This is a genomic window from Xenorhabdus sp. SGI 60 (assembly GCF_056632175.1).
The window spans coordinates 2,960,418-2,980,777 of sequence record NZ_CP196860.1; the positions used below are offsets into that span (position 1 = coordinate 2,960,418).

The following is a 20,360-nucleotide window of genomic DNA, read 5'->3' on the forward strand; positions in this document are numbered from 1 at the left end:
ATTAAAAAAAAGTTTAATACTCCCCGAACGATTGATCTTCTGAGCATAAAATCATGCCAAAAATTGGAATACAGTCGATAAGAAAACAACAACTCATTGATGCAACATTAATCGTTGTTAATGACGTAGGAATGCAGGAAGCCACTATTGCGCAAATAGCCCGAAAAGCAGGCGTTTCTAACGGCATTATCAGCCACTATTTCAAGGATAAAAACGGGCTATTGGAAGCGACTATGCGCCATCTATTACATCAACTGGAAATGGCAGTAGCACGTCGATTACGATTGCTCGATAATGCAACGCCTGCACAAAGATTGAAAGCCATTGTCGAAGGGAATTTTGATCCCAGCCAGATCAATAGCGCGGCAATGAAAACCTGGTTAGCATTTTGGGCCAGTAGTATGCATCAACCCAATCTGTACCGGCTACAACAAGTCAATGAACGCCGTTTGTATTCCAATCTTTGTGTTGAATTTAAACGTGCCATGCCAGCAACAGAGGCACGACTGGCCGCACAAGGCCTTGCTGCATTAATTGATGGCATCTGGCTACGAAGAGCATTAAGCAGTAAGCCTTTTGATATAGCTGCGGCATTCAAAATTACTATCGATTATATCGAACATAAACTCGGAGCATCTGATAAGTTCTGACTTATCACCTGATGGATAGGACTCTTAAGGAGAATCTATGACCCATTTTGGATTACAAAAACTTTATATCCACGGTGCTTATGTTGATAGTACCGATCCTAATAACACCATTTTTGATGCAATTAACCCAGCTAATGGTGAAGTTATCGCTCAATTTCAGTCTGCAACAGAACAAGATGTTAATTTAGCAGTTGAAAGCGCCCATAAAGGACAGAAAATCTGGGCAGCCATGACCGCGGTGGAACGTTCACGGATCTTACACAAGGCGGTGAATATCTTGCGTGAACGCAATGATCAACTGGCTGAATTGGAAACACTGGATACCGGCAAACCCCTGTCTGAAACCCGGCAGGTTGATATCGTCACAGGTGCCGATGTGCTGGAATACTATGCGGGTCTAATTCCAGCCCTTGAAGGTCAGCAGATCCCATTACGTGAATCTTCTTTTGTCTATACACGCCGTGAACCATTGGGCATCGTAGCAGGCATCGGCGCATGGAATTACCCGATTCAAATTGCCCTCTGGAAATCAGCACCTGCTCTGGCTGCCGGCAATGCCATGATTTTTAAACCGAGTGAAGTCACCTCCCTTACCGCTTTGAAGTTGGCTGAAATCTATACCGAAGCCGGTTTGCCTGATGGCGTTTTCAATGTTTTGACCGGAGCTGGCCATGAAGTCGGGCATTATCTGGCTGTTCACCCTAAAATTGCCAAAATGTCTTTTACCGGCGGTATTGTGACCGGCAAAAAAGTGATGGCAAATGCTTCCGCTTCAACTTTAAAAGAAGTCACGATGGAATTAGGTGGCAAATCTCCGCTGATCATTTTTGATGATGCCGATCTGGATCGTGCTGCTGATATTGCCATGATGGCAAACTTTTTCAGTTCAGGTCAGGTTTGTACAAACGGTACGCGCGTCTTTGTCCCCAAGGCATTGCTCTCACAATTTGAAACAAAAATTCTTGAACGTGTTAAACGCATCCGAATTGGTTCACCTCTTGATCCCAACACTAACTTTGGTCCGCTGGTAAGTTTTCCACATATGGAGTCGGTTTTACGCTATATCGAAAGCGGTAAAAACAGCAATGCCCGCCTGCTTTGTGGTGGCGAACGTCTGATGGAGGGCGAATTCGCGAAAGGTGCATTTGTTGTACCGACAGTATTCAGTGACTGCACCGATGATATGTTGATTACACAGGAAGAAATCTTTGGGCCAGTGATGTCTATCCTGACTTATGAAACGGAAGATGAAGTCATTGTCCGAGCCAATAACACTCATTATGGCCTGGGTGCAGGATTAGTCACCCAAGATCTTTCCCGCGCACATCGCGTGATCCACCAGCTAGAAGCCGGAATTTGTTGGATCAATACCTGGGGAGAATCTCCGGCAGCCATGCCTGTCGGTGGCTATAAACATTCTGGTGTTGGCCGGGAAAATGGGCTGGTCACACTACAAAACTACACACAAACCAAATCAATACAGGTGGAATTAGGCAATTTTGAATCCCTATTTTAATCCATGCCTGAAACAGAGGAGATAACAATGGTTTTTGATTACATTATTATCGGTGCTGGTTCAGCGGGTAACGTGCTTGCAACTCGTTTAACGGAAGATGCTAATGTGTCGGTCCTGCTGCTGGAAGCGGGTGGACCCGATTACCGATTCGACTTCCGTACTCAAATGCCAGCGGCGCTGGCATATCCCTTGCAGGGAACCCGTTATAACTGGGCTTATGAAACCGATCCCGAACCCCATATGAATAACCGACGCATGGAATGCGGACGCGGTAAAGGGCTGGGTGGATCTTCACTCATCAATGGCATGTGCTATATCCGTGGCAATGCAATGGATTTTGATCACTGGGCAACACTGCCGGGACTGGAAGACTGGAATTATCTTGATTGTCTTCCCTATTTTCGCAAAGCGGAATCAAGAGATATTGGCGCAAATGACTATCATGGTGCAGACGGACCTGTCAGTGTCACGACGCCCAAAGCAGGAAATAATGAGCTTTTTCACGCAATGGTAGAAGCAGGTGTTCAGGCGGGTTATCCACGTACTGACGATCTGAATGGCTATCAACAAGAGGGTTTTGGGCCAATGGATCGCACCGTGACCCCTAAAGGACGCCGTGCCAGCACAGCCCGTGGCTATCTGGATCAAGCACGTTCACGCCCCAATCTCACTATCATGACTCATGCGTTGACTGATACCCTCGAATTCGCAGGAAAAACCGCCGTTGGTGTCAATTTTTATCAAGGTAATAGCGCAACCTTAACCCGGGCAAAAGCACGTAAAGAAGTTTTGCTCTGTGCTGGTGCGATCGCCTCTCCACAGATTTTGCAACGTTCAGGTATTGGTCCCGAAGAAATATTAAATGAGCTTGGTATTTCTGCGGTGCATGTCTTGCCAGGCGTTGGGCAAAACTTGCAAGATCACCTTGAAATGTACTTGCAGTATGAATGCCTCAAACCCATTTCCCTTTATCCAGCATTGAAATGGTATAACCAACCTCAAATTGGCGCTGAATGGCTATTCAAAGGAACAGGTATTGGTGCCAGCAATCAATTTGAAGCGGGTGGCTTTATTCGTACCGATGAAAAATTTGCCTGGCCAAATATTCAATTTCATTTCCTGCCCGTTGCCATTAATTACAATGGCAGTAATGCCATCAACCAACATGGTTTTCAGGCCCATGTCGGATCTATGCGCTCCCAAAGCCGTGGTCGGGTGAAAATTAAGTCGCGAGACCCGCGTCAGCATCCCAGTATTTTATTCAACTACATGTCAACAGAACAGGATTGGCAAGAGTTCCGCGCTGCTATTCGTATTACACGGGAAATTATGGCTCAACCTGCGCTGGCGCCATATTGTGGGCGTGAAATCAGTCCGGGTATTGAAAATCAGTCAGATGAGCAGTTAGATGCCTTTATTCGTGAACATGCCGAAACCGCATTTCACCCATCATGCAGTTGCAAAATGGGGACTGATGAAATGGCGGTCGTGGATGGTCAAGGACGCGTGCATGGCATTAAAAATCTGCGTGTTATCGATGCTTCTATTATGCCAATAATTATTACCGGTAATTTAAATGCCACGACAATCATGATGGCTGAAAAGATTGCTGATAAAATCAGGGGAATTTCTCCTCTGCCACGCAGTCAGGCAAAATATTATATTGCCAATGATACCCCTGCCCGGCAATGAGTAAAAAACCATTGATTAATCAATTCATTCTCACAAAAACTGACTAAATCACTAATACGGGGAATTGAGATATTCAAATAATATCATTTGAACACTCATTTTTCCCGTATTTACATTACGCATAGTGATAATTATCTTATTACGATATTAAATTCAAAGTCATAAAGATATGTTCTGCACCTTCTTCCAAATAAATCCCGCCTTGTGCTTGATAACCCAGGCTTTCATAAAATGGTTGAGCATGACATTGTGCAGATAGAACGATAGCCTCAACGTTATTTTTTCTGCTGTAATCTTCAATAAATTCCATAACATTACGACCTATTCCCTGTCCACGATAATGCCTCAATACTGCAACCCGCCCAACTTTGAGTATGTTATTATCTTTCGGAATTGCCCGTAATACGCCTATTGGCTTTTCACCATCAAATACCACCACATGCAAGGCGATATCATCATATTCATCAATATCAATCTCTTCATCAAACCCCTGCTCATCCGTAAATACTTGTTTACGAATGGCAAATGCTTGCTGAATTAATTCGGAATTCTGTCTTCCTATGCTGTACTTTATTTCCATTATTATTTCCTGATTATAATTTACAAAGTCCATCACTAACCTACTTTTAAATAAACAAGTAAGTCAAGCCAGAATAAGAAATCAAGACTTGGTTTAAGTTGAAAATAATAAGGGTGACCATTGTTAGATCACCCTTGTGATGCAATCCACTTTATACTAACAATATATTGAAGTAAGAATATAAATTAATTTTCCTCTTTTTTATCACTGTCATCTTTAAGATCATGACCTTTAAGACGATTGATTAAGTCATCCGTCTTTTTATTAGCCTCAGACTTTATTTCTTCCGTCTTTGACTTCATGGTATCTGAAAGTTGATCGAGTTTATCATTAGCCTGATGCTGGATATCACCCGTTTTCGCTTTCATCGCCTCCAACACACCATTCGCGGTTTTAGTCGCTTGATCCTGTATATCCGTTACCTTAGACTTCATTTGCTCAGTGGCTTCATTCGATTTATCAATCAAACTATGGCCTTCACGTAAAGATTTTTCCTTTATCTCCTGTAGTCTCTCTTTTGCATGATCCATTACATCCGTAGCCGTTTTTTCAGCATCAGTTGGCTTTTGTACTGCGCTTTCTCCAGTTTGCTGGACTGGATCTTCTGCTTTTTTAGATGCGTCATCACAACCAGCCAGCAGTGCTGCGATACCAGCCAAGATCAGAGAACCAAGAATCTTTTTCTTCATTGACGACCCCCTTGTACGTAAGGAAATTGAACTTAAATTTCAATGCCAAAAATCTCACTCTCTATGGGTTAAACCTCATCATCGTATGATATGCTTCCCAAAACTCCATGCAAACAAAAACAATTCTCATTTTTATTTACCTTTTTTGATTTCTCAGGTGACTTATTACTTTGAAAATATTTCACTTGATCATATTTCAGGAAATTTATGGCAAATAATAGTCAAAAATTAGAAAAACGCCCAATCGCTACCATGATTCAGAAAATTTTAACTGGGACATTAGTATTGGGAGCGGCATTCTCCGGCACTGTTTATGCTAGCGAAGATCCCAAAGAGCAAAAGCCGGAAAAGCAAAATGAGGTAATGAAATTACCCACCCTTTCCGTTGTCGAAAGTTTACATAACAGCACCAGCGCGGGAAGTTCAGTACTTAAAAAGGCGGATATTGACCGCACTCAGGCCGATAATATCGCTCAATTACTCGACCAGCTTCCCGGTGTTTCAATGTCAGGCTCTCCGCGTCCTGGTGGGCAAACACTGAATATCTGGGGAATGGGCGATCAGGAAGATATCAAAGTCACATTGGACGATGCACCCAAAGGGTTCGAGAAATATATGCAGGGTTCCGTCTTTATTGAGCCTGAGTTAATCAAACGGGTAGAGGTTGATAAAGGACCACACAATTTACTCAATGGTAATGGAGGATTTGGTGGTTCGGTCAAACTTGTAACAAAAGAGGCGAACGATTTTCTACGCCCTGATGAGGATTGGGGTGGCTTTGTCAAACAAAGCTATCACACCAATGACAGACAATCGATCAGTAGTGGTGCAATATACGGCAGGGATCCTGACGGTTTTGCTGATGGGTTGCTCTATGTGAGCAAGCGCGATGGGCACAATATTAAACGCCCTGATGGCACACGTTTTGAGTTCTCACAAAACAACCAAACATCTTATTTATTGAAAACCAACTTTTATCCCAGTGATGCCCATACGATTAGCTTGTCTGCTATGCGTTCTGAATCGGATGGCTGGCAGCCTTGGGCAGCCAAACGAGGTACGATGGCCGTTCCATCAGCCACTGACGTCGAAGAATACGGCAGAGACGGCGCCTGGAAAAGAAAATTGGTTTTTCGTGATCAAATCGATCAGAACTACACTGCCAAATGGAATATCGCACCGGAAGATAATCCATGGCTAAATCTGACGATGCTCTATGCATATTCTAAAACCAAACAAGATGATACTCGCCCAGAAAATGCTTCCCCCAATTTTAGTGGATTAATGGGTAATAAAAGCTGGGTTGATTACACCGATAATCTTATTGATATCAACAACAAAAGCGTATTCTCAACAGGTATGATTGAACATGAATTCCTGGTAGGAACCCGTTGGCATAAAAACGAACGTAATGTACTGACATTCGATAAAGGAAAAATAAAGGATAAAGACTTTAACTATGGTTATTATCAACTACCTTATATGCCTGCTGGAGATCAATTAGCTTACAGCTTATATATTCAAGATTCCCTGAAAATAGGCAGCGTCACCGTAACGCCTAGTGTTCGCTATGATCATGTCAAAAATAGGGGTAGAGAAAATAACGCATCCGTATATAACGATAAATCACCAGAAGTCAATCATGACTATAGCAGTGCCACTTATACTGGTTGGACACCCCATTTAGGTATTATGTGGCAAGCAAATAAAAACCTTTCATTGTTTGCAGATATCAGCCGTACATGGCGTGCTCCAATCGTTGATGAACAATATGAGGTACAAAAGAGCAATAGTCGCCTTAGAGGTTCCAGCCGCGATCTTGCCGTTGAAAGAATGGCAGGAATACGCCTTGGTGCCATTCTCGATTTCGATAACTTGATACTTGAAGATGACGGCTTGCAAATCCGTACCACCTTATTCCGTAACCGTGGCAAAGATGAAATCTTTAGAAGGCGTGGTATTTACTGTGAAGCCCAACTTGATAGTGGATCAACCCGTTCATGTAGAACATCATTGGGAAATTATCGCAATTTACCGGGATATACTATTGAAGGCTTAGAAATAGAAACTTTCTATGACAGCCGCACACTATTTGGAAAATTATCGTTCTCTACTATGCGTGGACAGCGTGATACCTCTCCACGCGATCCGTGGATAGGACATAAAACCTGGATTACGGAAATACCGCCAACTTCTGCCCATGCGATGTTAGGGTTTAAAATTCCGCAATGGCAGATGGAAATGGGCTGGAAAGGGGAATTTATCCGCAAACAAGATCGATCACCCGTAGATGGAGATCCAGAGGCAGGCTCCTGGTCATACCATAAAAGTAAGGGCTACGCCCTGCACGGTCTGTTTGCAAGCTGGCGCCCTTCCTTTGCAAAAGGGCTTGAAGCACGGGTCACCATCGATAACCTGTTCAACCGTGATTACTATCCGTACTTAGGCGATCAGGTTTCAGGTATTGGTCGGAATTACAAATTCAGTATTTCACAGCAATTTTAACTGACACATAGTCACCCAATCCCTAACCCTCTTACCTAAAGAGGGTTAGATTTCCTGAAAGCTGCATTGACTTCCGCTCATTAAATACAAATAATAACCATTATTATTTATATCCTATCCCATCAGGCAATATCATTATGGCGGTGCAAAAAAGCACATTTGGATACAATCAAATCACCCAGAAACTCTATGCCGATTACCATCATTGGTTATGCAACTGGATCAGACAAAACAGTGCTTATTCCAATCAGGCTGAAGATCTCGTTCATGAAGTTTTCATCAAATTGATGCAAGTGTCAGATCTTGAAAATATCCGCCAGCCAAAAGCCTTTTTAATGACGATAACGCGCAGAACGCTCTCCAATTACTGGCGCAGGAAAAAACTGGAAGACCATTATCTGGAATATGTCAGTGATCAGCCTAAAATCTCAGCAAATTCTTCTGAAAATCAACTTATGCTGTTAGAACAGTTAGAAAAAATAGATGAGACCCTGGATGAACTGCCGGTAAAAGTCCGACAAACATTTCTGCTCATTCAACTCCAAGGCTTACGTTATAAAGAGGTTGCGGAAAATTTGGGTATCTCGATAAGTTCAGTGAAAAATTATTTACAGCAAGCCCACAGGGAATGCCACCTTTTTAATACACATTGAACAGCCATCCCTGAGCAAACGACAAAAAACCCCGCTGTTTATCTGGCAGCAGGGTGTTTGTTCTAACTGCAAATTTACTTGACGACAAAACAGCATCAAAGAATACGATCCTTTTCCAACTGCGCTTGACGAGCAGTTTCCCTCGCCATGCGTTTTTTACGGGCATCGCAAGGTTCAGGACAATCACACACTTTTTCTACGCCGATACTTCCCAAGCCACCACAGCTTCCCTGAATGCTTTTGCGCTTAAAAATATAGCCCAGCGCCATGCCAGCAAAAGCCAGCAAGAAAAAGATAAAAGTGGCAATAAAGACTTCCATCGCCTTTCCCCCCTTTCTTATTTCTTCTGAAAGTATGCCTTAAAGGCGGTATTATAACGCTCTTCAAAACCGTCTTTGGTTTTAACAATCATAAAGACCGGAATATTCAACTTCTCAGCCAATTCCATACCTTTCTCTGGTCCCAAAACATCCAGACCGGTAGAAAAGCCGTCTGCACTCATACAAGTCGGTGCTATTACGGTAATTGAAACCAAATTATGCGTTATCGGCCGGCCGGTTTTTGGATTAATGGTATGAGAATAACGCACGCCATTTTGTTCAAAATAGTTACGGTAATCACCCGATGTTGCCACAGCCATATTGCCCGGCTCAATAATTTCCTGAGCACTCTGTGCCATGCCGCTATCCGATGGTTTTTCAATCGCTATCCGCCACGGATTACCTTTACCATTGTTGCCCAATGTACGAACTTCACCACCAATATCAACCATGTAATTTTTGATATTCTGAGATTCCAGATACTCAGCGACAACATCAACACCATAGCCTTTGGCAATGGAAGAGAGATCAACATACAGTTCAGGGATGGATTTAATCAAATTATTGCCTTCAACAGACAAATTATCGATCCCCGTCCAGACACGACGCATCTCCAATTCTTCATCCGTCGGCGCTTTGGTAATCCGACCTTCCGGCCCAAATCCCCACAGATTCACCAGTGGGCCAACAGTCACATCCAGTGCGCCTTCTGTCAGCTTATTGATTCGAATAGCTTCTTTGACCACTTTCGCCGTAGCGGCAGATACCGGAAACAGTTTATTCACTTCACGGCTTTGATTAAAACGACTCAGTTCAGAATTTGGCCGATAAGTGGACATCTGATCGTTCACTTCTTCCAGCAGACGATCAATCTCTTTTTGCAGGTTTTCTGGGGCAAGTGTCGATGAATCAGCAACATATTTAACGGAGTAATACGTTCCCATCGTCTGCCCATTCAAGTTTTGCTGTTTAGGGCCATCACATGCTGCCAGCATTATAATTGCAAACAGCAATGCCCCCCAGTTGATAATTTTTTTACTCAGCATAGCTTACTCTTAGTTATTGTGGCTCTTTCTAAATCACAGCGCCCACAAAGATGTGGGCGCTTGTCGTTAACTCATTGTATTAAATACGCCCTTTATTTTTCAAACCACAGTTGTGTTATCTGTAACCTGAAACTATTGCGGGTATATTATCAGCCACCGAAATCATCCAGCATGATGTTTTCATCTTCTACGCCAAGGTCTTTCAACATCTTAATGACCGCAGCATTCATGACTGGAGGCCCACACATATAGAATTCACAATCTTCTGGTGCTGGATGATCTTTTAAATAATTTTCATACAGGACATTGTGGATAAAACCCGTATAGCCATCCCAGTTATCTTCCGGCAGAGCATCTGACAGTGCCACATGCCATGTGAAGTTCTCATTTTCTGCGGCCAACTGATCAAAATCTTCGGTATAGAACATTTCACGCTTAGAGCGCGCTCCATACCAGAAAGATATTTTACGCTTGGAGTTTAAACGGTTAAGTTGATCGAAGATGTGAGAACGCATTGGTGCCATACCTGCACCACCACCGATGAAGATCATTTCTGCATCAGTGTCTTTCGCAAAGAATTCACCAAATGGGCCAGAGATCGTGACTTTATCGCCTGATTTCAGTGACCAAATATAAGAAGACATGATACCCGGAATAACATCTGGGTTTCTTGGTGGTGGCGTTGCAATACGCACGTTCAGCATGATAATGCCATGCTCTTCTGGATAGTTCGCCATTGAATATGCACGAACCGTCGGCTCTTTGACTTCGGAGACATAACGGAACAGATTGAATTTATCCCAATCTTCGCGATATTCCTGTGGAACATCAAAATCAGCATAACGGGCAACATGGGGAGGACATTCAATCTGAATGTAACCACCTGCACGGAATGGCACCACTTCCCCGTCAGGGATCTTCAGCTTTAATTCTTTAATGAAAGTAGCTTTGTTATCGTTAGAAATAACTTCACATTCCCATTTCTTGACACCGAAGATTTCCTCTGGCAGCTCAATTTTCAGATCTTGTTTAACATTGACCTGACATGCCAAGCGACAACCCTCTTTTGCTTCACGCTTGTTGATATGGGAAAGCTCCGTTGGCAGAATATCGCCACCGCCTTCCTTAATTTTCACGCGGCACTGACCACAAGAGCCACCACCACCACAAGCAGAGGAAACGAAAATCCCCTGATTGGAAAGCATATTCAACAACTTATCACCAGCGGGAGCAGAGAAACCCTTATCCTCATCGCCATTGATTTCAACTTTAATATCCCCGGTGTTCACTAACTTAGATTTTGCGAACAAAATCATTGCCGTTAGTACCAACACAATCAGGGTAAACATGACTACGCCTAAAATGATTATATCCATGAATTCCTCTCGCCTTTAGAGCTGCACACCGGAGAAGGACATAAAGCCCAATGCCATCAAACCGGTGGTGACAAAGGTGATCCCCAATCCTTTCAGACCTGCCGGAACATCCGCATATTTCATTTTTTCACGGATAGCAGCCATCAGAACAATTGCCAGCATCCAGCCCATACCTGAACCGAAACCGTATACGATGGATTCACTAAAGTTATAGTCACGCTGTGCCATAAATGAAACGCCACCGAAAATTGCACAGTTCACTGTAATCAACGGCAAGAAAATTCCCAATGCGTTGTAAAGTGCCGGAACATAACGGTCTAAGATCATTTCCAGGATCTGTACCAATGCCGCAATGACCCCGATAAAGGTAATGAAGTTCAGGAAACTCAAATCCACCCCATCCATCAGTGCTCCATCACGGAGCACCAGATTGTAGACAAGGTTATTGGCAGGAACGGAAATTCCCAATACGACGGTGACCGCCACACCCAGGCCAAAGGCCGTCTTAACATTCTTTGATACCGCCAAAAACGTACACATACCGAGAAAGAAAGATAATGCCATATTCTCGATAAAGACTGCGCGGACAAACAAACTAATATAATGTTCCATTTTGTTTGTTACTCCTTCTCAACCTGCGCAGGTTTCAGAGTCCGCAAACCCCAAATCAGCATACCAATAATGAAAAATGCGCTCGGTGCCAGCAAGAATAAGCCATTAGGTTGATACCAACCGCCATTTTTGACAGATTCCAGCACCGTAACACCGAACAATTTTCCTGAACCAAACAGTTCACGCAAGAAACCAACCAGCAACAGAATGACGCCATAGCCCAAACCATTGCCGATACCATCCATAAAACTTTCAACGGGTGGCGCTTTCATGGCATAAGCTTCAGCACGTCCCATGACAATACAGTTCGTGATGATAAGGCCAACAAACACCGATAGCTGTTTGGAAATTTCGTAGGCATAAGCCCGCAGGATCTGGTCTACGACGATAACCAGAGATGCAATGATCGCCATCTGTACGATGATTCGCACACTGCCAGGAATATAGTTACGAATTAATGAAATGAAAAAGCTGGAAAACGCGGTGACCAAGGTAACTGCAATGGTCATTACTAACGCTGTTTCCAATTTGGTGGTCACTGCCAGCGCTGAACACACCCCCAAAACCTGCAATGCAATTGGGTTATTATCAAACAACGGCCCAAGGAGGACGCGTTTTATCTCTTTACTATCAGCCATCTTTCAAGGCTCCCTCACGTACTTTTTTCAGGAACGGGCCAAAACCGTTATCACCCAGCCAGAAATCAAACATATGCTGAACACCGTTAGAAGTCAGGGTTGCTCCAGACAGCCCATCTACACCGTAAGGGTTATCACCTGCACCGCCACGGACGATCTTAAGTGCCGGAACACCTTGTGGGTTATAGAGTTTTTTACCTACCCACTGCTTACGCCACTGTGGGTTATCAACTTCACCACCCAAACCCGGGGTTTCACCATGAGAGTAGTAAGTGATGCCGTGAGATGTGACCCCATCTATATCAATGGAAATAAAAGCATACATCATTGACCACAGGCCAGAACCGTATATTGGCAGAACCAGCTCAGTCGTTTTACCGCTTTCATCCTTAACCAGATAGATTTCGGTCATATTGGCTCGCCGGCGGATCTTCGCCAGATCTTGCTCTGGTAACAAAGCAATACTGGTTTCATCACTGCGCAGGGCATTATTCAGGTCAAAATTACCATTGCTTTTTTTCAACGTTGCTGTTTTCAAATCAAGCAATTCAGGCTGAATACGGCTCTTATAGATTTCGTTGATTTCCGCCGTTGTCATGGCAGGTTTTAGTAAACCCGCCACATCCAGAATATTACGCTGCTTATCCAGCAACTTCTGTTCCTGCTGCTGCGCTTTCAATCCCACGGCTGAACCCGCAACCACAATCGAACAGACAAGACACAGCACAAAAACAACGAGGAACGTTCTGCCGATGCTATCATTATTTCTTGGTTTATCATTAGCCACGGGCTTTTCTCCGCTTAATATTGGCCTGTACGACCAGATAATCGAACAGTGGCGCGAACAGGTTAGCGAACAAAATCGCCAACATCATTCCTTCAGGATACGCTGGGTTTACAACCCTGATCAAAATGCACATAGCACCGATCAGGATACCGTATGCCCATTTCCCTTTATCCGTAAACGCTGCGGATACAGGATCAGTCGCCATAAAGATCATGCCGAAAGCGAAGCCTCCCAAAACCATATGCCAGTACCACGGCATAGCGAACATTGGGTTAGTGCCAGAACCAATCGCATTAAACAGATAAGACGTTGCAATCATACCGATCATCACACCAGCAACGATACGCCATGAAGCAATACGGGCAAACAGAATGATGGCACCACCGATAAAAATCATCAAAGTGGATACTTCACCAACTGAGCCTGGAATGTTACCAATAAAAGCGTCCATCCAGGTGATTGGCTGACCGGTGATGGTATTTATCAGACCGTGGCTACCCGCTGCTGCCCATTGGGACAACGGCGTTGCCCCCGAAAAACCGTCAGCCGCAGTCCAAACCAAATCACCAGAAATCTGGGCCGGATAAGCAAAGAACAGGAAAGCACGACCCGCCAAGGCTGGGTTCAGGAAGTTACGACCCGTACCACCAAAGATCTCTTTCGCAATCACCACGCCGAAAGTAATCCCCAAAGCCGCCTGCCACAATGGCAGTGTTGGTGGAACAATCAATGCGAACAGAATGGAGCTAACAAAGAAGCCTTCATTAATTTCATGTTTGCGGATAATGGCAAACAAAACTTCCCAGAAGCCACCCACGACAAACACAACCGCATAAATTGGCAGGAAGTAGGTCGCTCCCAACAGCATCTTACTGCCCCATCCGGCATCTGGTGTTAATGATGCACCAAGATACTGAGCAAGGACATAATGCCAGTCAGAAGTCAGAATCTGCTGTAAGGCATCTCCGTTATATAAATGAGTCAGAGCAGGTATTGCCTGATTGCCGACGTTATACATGCCCCAAAACATCGCAGGGAAAACAGATAACCACACCAGGATCATCATGCGCTTGAGATCGATGGCATCACGGACATGAGCTTTCCCTTTTGTCACTGTGCCCGGCGTATAGAAAACGGTGCTCACTGCCTCATAGAGAGGATAATACTTTTCCAGTTTGCCACCGGCCTCAAAGTGGTGCTCTACTTTTTCAAATAAATTTTTCAGGCCCATGAATTACCCTTCCAGCTCAATCTTCGTCAGCACTTCACGCAGTACTGGACCGTACTCATATTTGCCTGGGCAAACATAGGTACACAATGCCAAATCTTCTTCATCCAGCTCCAGACAACCCAGCGCCTGAGCGCTATCAGAATCACCTGCAAGCAAGTCACGCAGTAGGTGAGTTGCCATGATATCCAGTGGCATAACACGCTCATAGTTGCCAATTGGCACCATAGAACGTTCCCCACCGTTTGTTGTGGTTGAGAAAGCAAAACGTTTCTTTTTCAGGAAATGGCCGATTGTGGTGCGGGTAATCGAGAACTTATTAGCGCCTGGCGCGATCCAACCAAACAGCTCTTTTTCCCGACCTTCAGCAAGTACAGAAACCAACGTATGGAAGCGGCCAAGATAATGACAAATGTCATCTGATTTTGTACCACACAGTACGGAACCAGAAACAATACGGTTTTCACCCTCTTGCAACTGATTTTGCGTCAATTCCCGCAAATCAGCGCCCAACCGAGTACGTACCAAGCGTGGCGATTTGACCTGTGGTCCCGCCAGAGACACCACACGATCAGTGTAAAGCTCCCCCGTGGTAAACAGTTTACCGATAGCAATAACATCCTGATAACCCAGATGCCAAACCATTTTTTGGGCACTAACAGGTTCAATAAAATGAATGTGAGTCCCCACCAAACCGGCTGGGTGTGGGCCAGTAAACTGGTTATAGGTGATTTGAGCATGATTTCCCACGGTTGGAATATTTCCAGCGCCGTAACAAACGTGGACTTTCCCCTCCGTCAATTTTGACAGAATATTCAGGCCATCAACAAAAGCCTCTTCCTGAGTTGCGATAACGACGAGTGGATCAGCAGCCAGTGGCTGGGTATCCATTGCCGTGACGAAGATTGCCTTTGGTGTGGAACCGGAGACAGGGGTACGGCTGAAAGGACGTGTACGCAACGCTGTCCACAATCCTGACGCCAGCAGATTTTTCTCTACTTGTTCACGGCTCAGACCAGCAAGTTCAGCACGCTCATAGCGATCGAATGTGACTTTCTCATCGCCACTTACTTCAATAACAACAGATTGCAAGACACGACGTTCACCACGTCCAATGGTGACAACTTTCCCGCTTGCGGGACTCGTGAAAACAACCCCTGGATTCTTCTTATCTTCAAAAAGAATTTGCCCTTTTTTGACATGCTCACCTTCCTTAACCAGCATAGAAGGACGCATTCCAACATATTCTTCACCCAGTAAAGCAACATGGCGAATTGTTGGACCATCTTCTATAACTTGGGCAGGCGCTCCTGCTATCGGGAGGTCGAGTCCTTTTTTAATTTTAATCATAAGATTTGCACAAGTTTATCAGTTAAATCATATACTACAGATTACCTTGCGGTATTCCCGTGAGGTAATGCAGCGACTCTAGTAATACAAAAAACCTTGAGCAATATATGTCTCAAGTTATTCACTCCGATAATCGTTACAAAGTTTCTCTTAATTTTCGCCGGGGTAATTCTAACACCTCCCCCACTGACTGTCTGATTAATCAAGTGACACAGTTCAAGCAAATAAAAATAATTTCTCTGCTAAACCGTCAACCATTCGATAAAGACGAATGTTTTTATCACTTTTCTCTACGTCAGGGCAATTTTCAATCAAAAATTAATTATCGCGCCGTTAATTTGAGTCTTCCCAATGAGTTCGATAAATCAAAAGGATATTCCGGCAGGAATTTAATGGAAGCGGCACCAAAATAACGACAATGACGTGTTTTGGAAACAATGACAGCCCGCCTATGCGTATTTCGTCCAAAATAGTATCCCTGCCACAGTTAACGTAATAGACGGGCAATATGTCATTAATGTAAAACCAGAAAACCAATCACCCTTTTGGAACAGAAAATCAAATTATCCTCTCTCCAAGATGAAAAAGCACATAATCACCTGATTCAATACGGTGCCAAACTTCATTTCCGGTTAAAGGTTGGGTGGCAATCACGGATACGACATCCCCTGGCTGGGTGTGCTGCTGGAAATCGATTTCAACATCCTGATCAAGTAATTTAGCCCTGCCGAAAGGGGCACGACGAGTAATCCAATGCAATTGAGTCGAACAGTAAGCCATGACAAACTGTCCGTCTGACAACAGCATATTGAAAACACCTTTCTTTCTCAGGTGATCCGCCAGGGAAGCAATAAATTTAAATACCGCAGGCCAATTGGAAGGTCGCTTGGGATATTTCAACGATAATTGATGTAATATCCAGCAAAATGCCCATTCACTGTCTGTCTCACCCACCGGACGGTAACTACCCGTTTTCAGCTTACTGTATCCCTTAAGCTGACCATTATGGGCATAAGTCCAATATCTTCCCCACAGTTCACGGGTAAATGGATGAGTATTGGCCAGGGAAACATGACCACTGTTTGCCTGACGAATATGGGCAACAATCACTTCCGATTTGATTGGATAGCCTTGTACAAATCGAGCTACAGGTGAATGGCAACTGGATTGGTGATCTTTAAATGTCCGGTATCCCAATCCCTCATAAAAGGTAACGCCCCAACCGTCTTTATGCGGACCGGTATGCCCACCACGCTGAATTAAGCCACTCAGACTGAAAACAATATCTGTTGGCACGTTGGCACTCATGCCAAGTAATTCACACATCACCTACCCCTAACGCCGATTCCTAATAAAAAGCAATCAGGCTTTTACCATTTCTTTTTCAATCAATTGAATCAAGATGTGAATGACTTTGATGTGAATTTCCTGAATACGATCTGCATAACCAAAATGTGGCACCCGAATTTCAACATCTGCCGTTCCTGCCATTTTTCCGCCATCTTTGCCAGTCAGCGTAATGATTTTCATGCCCTTAGCGCGGGCTGCCTCAACGGCTTTAATGATATTACCGGAGTTTCCAGAAGTTGAAATGCCCAGCAGTACATCACCTTTTTGACCGACAGCTTCAACATAGCGGGAAAATACATAGTCATAACCAAAGTCATTACTCACGCAAGATAAGTGGCTGGGATCAGAAATCGCAATGGCCGGATATCCCGGACGATTTTCACGGTAGCGGCCGGTCAATTCTTCCGCAAAATGCATAGCATCACAATGCGAACCACCATTACCACAGGAAAGCACTTTTCCTCCGGCCTTGAATGAATCAGCCAGCAAAACCGCAGCTTTTTGAATGGCGTCGATATTTGCATCATCATTGAGGAAATTAGCCAACGTATCTGCGGCTTCGGATAATTCACTGCGAATCAGTTCTTGATACATGGAACTCATACTCCTGAAAAGTCTTCGGGATTAATAATGTCAGTCAACAAGTGTAACGGATTCCCCCATCTGAAAGAAGATATCATCACATCTCGAAAGAATTATCGTTTGCAAAACTAACTCGACTTTGTGAGCTGGATTGTAATTAAGATGTAAATGTATTGATAAATACACTTTCCTCATCTAAAAAAGAAGAACATCCAAACAGGTCAGACCTCTGACAACTCAACCTGAGATTTACAGGAGTTTTACTATGACCGCTTTCAGCATTATCTTATTTTTAGTCTTGATTGGCGGGCTTTGTTACCACAAAGTCAGCTTAACGCTCAGTAGCTTACTGCTTGTTGCCTATACATTCGTTATGGGCATAACCGGTCTTTGGAGTTACTGGCTGCTGTTACCACTCGCTATCGTCCTGTTCCCGCTGGTCTTTACACCAGTACGTATCTCTTTATTCTCTGCGCCCGGCCTAAAAGCTTTCCGTAAAGTTATGCCAAGCATGTCCAAAACGGAGAAAGAAGCCATTGATGCAGGAACCACATGGTGGGAAGGCGATCTATTCCGTGGTAGCCCTGACTGGCAAAAATTGCATAACTATCCAAAACCGCAATTAACTGCTGAAGAACAGGCATTTATTGATGGTCCGGTAGAAGAAGCCTGCCGCATGGCAAATGATTTCCAAATCACCCATGAACTGGCTGACTTACCCCCAGAGCTTTGGGCCTACCTGAAAGAACACCGTTTCTTTGCCATGATCATCAAGAAAGAATATGGGGGTCTGGAATTTTCCGCTTACGCTCAGTCTCAGGTATTGCAAAAACTGGCCGGCGTATCGGGTATTCTGGCAATTACTGTTGGTGTACCCAACTCCCTGGGGCCAGGTGAATTGCTGCAACACTACGGCACAGACGAACAGAAAAAACGTTACTTGCCCGGTCTGGCTCGCGGTGAAGAAATTCCCTGCTTTGCTTTGACCAGCCCAGAAGCCGGTTCAGATGCCGGAGCTATTCCTGATACTGGTGTTGTCTGTATGGGAGAATGGCAAGGCGAGCAAGTGCTTGGTATGCGTCTGAACTGGAATAAGCGTTACATTACTCTTGCCCCTATCGCGACCGTGCTGGGATTAGCATTTAAACTGTATGATCCTGATCATCTGCTGGGTGATACTGAATCATTGGGCATTACCTGTGCTCTGATCCCAACCAGTACGCCAGGAGTGGAAATTGGTCACCGCCATTTCCCGCTCAATATCCCATTCCAGAATGGTCCAACCCGCGGTAAAGATATTTTCGTTCCTATCGATTACATCATTGGCGGGCCAAAAATGGCAGGTCAGGGCTGGCGTATGCTGGTCGAATGTCTGTCTGTTGGTCGTGGTATTACTCTGCCATCCAACGCAACCGGAGGGTTAAAAAGTGCAACGATGGCAATCGGGGCTTATTCCTATATTCGCCGTCAATTCAAGTTGCCTATCGGTAAAATGGAAGGTATTGAAGAGCCACTGGCACGTATCGCAGGTAACGCTTACCTGATGGATGCGGCTGCAACCATGATCACCGGCGGTATCATGTTGGGCGAAAAACCTTCCGTTCTGTCTGCTATCGTGAAATACCATTGTACGCACAGAGGCCAACGTTCCATCATTGATGCCATGGATATCGCTGGCGGCAAAGGCATCTGTCTTGGGCCATCTAACTTCCTTGCCCGCGGTTATCAGGGTTCACCCATTGCTATTACCGTTGAAGGTGCGAATATCCTGACCCGTAGCATGATCATCTTTGGTCAAGGGGCAATCCGCTGCCATCCTTATATACTGGCTGAAATCGCCGCAGCAGAAAACAACAATGTGAAACACTTTGACAAGGCTCTGTTTGGTCACTTAGGCCATGTTGCCAGCAACACTTTGCGCAGCCTGTGGCTTGGTATTACCAAAGGCAGAAGCAGTCATTCGCCAGTCAATGATGCTACTCGCCGTTACTACCAGCAGATCAACCGCTTAAGTGCCAACCTTGCCCTGCTCTCTGATGTTTCAATGGGCGTATTGGGAGGCAGTCTGAAACGCCGTGAACGCATTTCAGCTCGTCTGGGTGACATTCTGAGCCAAATCTTCCTGGCTTCAGCCGCGTTGAAACGCTATGAAGACGAAGGGCGCCAAAAAGAAGATTTACCATTGGTACAATGGGCAGTAGAAGATAGCCTGAATCAAGCTGAACAGGCCATGAATGAGTTACTGCGCAACTTCCCAAACCGTTTGGTTGCAGGTTTAATGCGTGTAATCGTCTTCCCATTGGGACGTGTACATACCGCTCCATCTGATAAATTGGATCACAAACTGGCCCAGATATTACAGACTCCTTCTGCAACCCGTAGCCGGATTGGACGTGGGCAATATCTGACGCCCAGCGAACATAACCCCCACGGGTTACTGGAAGAAGCATTGCACGATATCATCGCCGCAGAGCCTATCCATGCTCGCTTGAGCCGCGAAGCAGGCAAACATCTAAGTTTCACCCGTTTGGATAAATTAGCTGAACAGGCACTGGCTGAGAACAAAATCACTCAGGAAGAAGCAGAGATCCTGAAACGTGCTGAAAGCAGTCGGCTGCGTTCAATCAATGTCGATGAATTTGAGCCAAATGCATTCGCTGTACCCAATCCAGCAAAAAAGCCTGAAAGTCAGCGTCAAGATAAAGCCGCATGATGCTGACCAGAAAATCTGATTAATGCAAATATGGGACTAAGAAACGGGCAGCATCAACTATGGGACAACGGGG

Annotated in this window: 19 protein-coding genes; 7 read left to right on the top strand and 12 right to left on the bottom strand. The window is 44.6% G+C overall.

Annotated elements, in window-relative coordinates; translation table 11 throughout:
• Window positions 1-53 precede the first annotated feature (53 nt).
• Genes betI through betA form a run of 3 tightly spaced genes read left to right on the top strand, consistent with a single transcriptional unit; the run spans window position 54 to window position 3,858 of the window.
• Window positions 54-650: a transcriptional regulator BetI gene (betI, locus tag ACSJJG_RS13770; protein WP_481089705.1), complete on the top strand. Its 597-nt coding sequence runs from the start codon at window positions 54-56 to the stop codon at window positions 648-650.
• Between the two features lie 37 nt (window positions 651-687).
• The gene (gene betB / locus ACSJJG_RS13775; RefSeq protein WP_481089706.1) at window positions 688-2,166 is read left to right on the top strand and encodes a betaine-aldehyde dehydrogenase; all 1,479 of its coding nucleotides are present in this window, start codon (window positions 688-690) and stop codon (window positions 2,164-2,166) included.
• A 27-nt stretch (window positions 2,167-2,193) separates the two neighbouring features.
• The gene (gene betA, locus ACSJJG_RS13780) at window positions 2,194-3,858 is read left to right on the top strand and encodes a choline dehydrogenase (protein WP_481089707.1); all 1,665 of its coding nucleotides are present in this window, start codon (window positions 2,194-2,196) and stop codon (window positions 3,856-3,858) included.
• A 139-nt stretch (window positions 3,859-3,997) separates the two neighbouring features.
• On the opposite strand, the gene ACSJJG_RS13785 is transcribed toward betA, so the two are convergent.
• Both ACSJJG_RS13785 and ACSJJG_RS13790 read right to left on the bottom strand, forming a co-directional pair.
• The gene (locus tag ACSJJG_RS13785; protein WP_481089708.1) at window positions 3,998-4,438 is read right to left on the bottom strand and encodes a GNAT family N-acetyltransferase; all 441 of its coding nucleotides are present in this window, start codon (window positions 4,436-4,438) and stop codon (window positions 3,998-4,000) included.
• Window positions 4,439-4,623: 185 nt separating this feature from the next.
• Complete coding sequence (locus ACSJJG_RS13790) at window positions 4,624-5,127, bottom strand: YtxH domain-containing protein (RefSeq protein WP_481089709.1); 504 nt, start codon at window positions 5,125-5,127, stop codon at window positions 4,624-4,626.
• Between the two features lie 207 nt (window positions 5,128-5,334).
• Between ACSJJG_RS13790 and ACSJJG_RS13795 the strand changes: the two genes are divergently transcribed.
• Together ACSJJG_RS13795 and ACSJJG_RS13800 are read left to right on the top strand one after the other, a co-directional pair.
• Entirely contained in the window at window positions 5,335-7,632 is a 2,298-nt protein-coding gene (locus ACSJJG_RS13795; protein ID WP_481089710.1) for a TonB-dependent hemoglobin/transferrin/lactoferrin family receptor, read from the top strand.
• A gap of 137 nt (window positions 7,633-7,769) precedes the next feature.
• Window positions 7,770-8,285, top strand: coding sequence for a sigma-70 family RNA polymerase sigma factor (locus tag ACSJJG_RS13800; protein ID WP_481089711.1), 516 nt, complete (start codon window positions 7,770-7,772; stop codon window positions 8,283-8,285).
• A gap of 95 nt (window positions 8,286-8,380) precedes the next feature.
• Here ACSJJG_RS13800 and nqrM read toward each other — a convergent pair whose 3' ends face one another.
• The 8 genes from nqrM to ACSJJG_RS13840 all read right to left on the bottom strand — a co-directional run bounded on the left by nqrM (window position 8,381) and on the right by ACSJJG_RS13840 (window position 15,642).
• On the bottom strand, window positions 8,381-8,605 hold the full coding sequence (gene nqrM, locus ACSJJG_RS13805; protein WP_481089712.1) for a (Na+)-NQR maturation NqrM: 225 nt from the start codon (window positions 8,603-8,605) through the stop codon (window positions 8,381-8,383).
• Window positions 8,606-8,622: 17 nt separating this feature from the next.
• Window positions 8,623-9,651 (bottom strand): FAD:protein FMN transferase, encoded by a 1,029-nt coding sequence (locus ACSJJG_RS13810; RefSeq protein WP_481089713.1) that lies wholly within the window; start codon window positions 9,649-9,651, stop codon window positions 8,623-8,625.
• A gap of 149 nt (window positions 9,652-9,800) precedes the next feature.
• Window positions 9,801-11,027, bottom strand: coding sequence for an NADH:ubiquinone reductase (Na(+)-transporting) subunit F (nqrF, locus tag ACSJJG_RS13815; protein WP_481089714.1), 1,227 nt, complete (start codon window positions 11,025-11,027; stop codon window positions 9,801-9,803).
• 15 nt (window positions 11,028-11,042) lie between these two features.
• On the bottom strand, window positions 11,043-11,639 hold the full coding sequence (gene nqrE / locus ACSJJG_RS13820) for an NADH:ubiquinone reductase (Na(+)-transporting) subunit E (RefSeq protein ID WP_038235359.1): 597 nt from the start codon (window positions 11,637-11,639) through the stop codon (window positions 11,043-11,045).
• 8 nt (window positions 11,640-11,647) lie between these two features.
• Complete coding sequence (locus ACSJJG_RS13825) at window positions 11,648-12,277, bottom strand: NADH:ubiquinone reductase (Na(+)-transporting) subunit D (protein WP_047769693.1); 630 nt, start codon at window positions 12,275-12,277, stop codon at window positions 11,648-11,650.
• On the bottom strand, window positions 12,270-13,064 hold the full coding sequence (locus ACSJJG_RS13830) for a Na(+)-translocating NADH-quinone reductase subunit C (RefSeq protein WP_481089715.1): 795 nt from the start codon (window positions 13,062-13,064) through the stop codon (window positions 12,270-12,272). Before ACSJJG_RS13830 ends, ACSJJG_RS13825 begins: the two co-directional genes overlap by 8 nt.
• The gene (locus tag ACSJJG_RS13835; RefSeq protein WP_481089716.1) at window positions 13,057-14,295 is read right to left on the bottom strand and encodes an NADH:ubiquinone reductase (Na(+)-transporting) subunit B; all 1,239 of its coding nucleotides are present in this window, start codon (window positions 14,293-14,295) and stop codon (window positions 13,057-13,059) included. The genes ACSJJG_RS13830 and ACSJJG_RS13835 overlap by 8 nt, the downstream gene beginning before the upstream one ends.
• A 3-nt stretch (window positions 14,296-14,298) precedes the next feature.
• Complete coding sequence (locus ACSJJG_RS13840) at window positions 14,299-15,642, bottom strand: Na(+)-translocating NADH-quinone reductase subunit A (protein WP_481089717.1); 1,344 nt, start codon at window positions 15,640-15,642, stop codon at window positions 14,299-14,301.
• Between the two features lie 107 nt (window positions 15,643-15,749).
• Here ACSJJG_RS13840 and ACSJJG_RS13845 point away from each other — a divergent pair, with 107 nt between their 5' ends.
• A complete protein-coding gene (locus tag ACSJJG_RS13845; RefSeq protein WP_481089718.1) occupies window positions 15,750-16,055 on the top strand; it encodes a hypothetical protein in 306 nt (101 codons plus the stop codon).
• Window positions 16,056-16,200: 145 nt separating this feature from the next.
• On the opposite strand, the gene ACSJJG_RS13850 is transcribed toward ACSJJG_RS13845, so the two are convergent.
• Together ACSJJG_RS13850 and lpcA are read right to left on the bottom strand one after the other, a co-directional pair.
• The gene (locus ACSJJG_RS13850) at window positions 16,201-16,968 is read right to left on the bottom strand and encodes a class II glutamine amidotransferase (RefSeq protein ID WP_481089719.1); all 768 of its coding nucleotides are present in this window, start codon (window positions 16,966-16,968) and stop codon (window positions 16,201-16,203) included.
• A gap of 36 nt (window positions 16,969-17,004) precedes the next feature.
• Entirely contained in the window at window positions 17,005-17,586 is a 582-nt protein-coding gene (gene lpcA / locus ACSJJG_RS13855) for a D-sedoheptulose 7-phosphate isomerase (RefSeq protein ID WP_481089720.1), read from the bottom strand.
• Window positions 17,587-17,839: 253 nt separating this feature from the next.
• Between lpcA and fadE the strand changes: the two genes are divergently transcribed.
• A complete protein-coding gene (gene fadE / locus ACSJJG_RS13860) occupies window positions 17,840-20,287 on the top strand; it encodes an acyl-CoA dehydrogenase FadE (protein WP_481089721.1) in 2,448 nt (815 codons plus the stop codon).
• Window positions 20,288-20,360 lie beyond the last annotated feature (73 nt).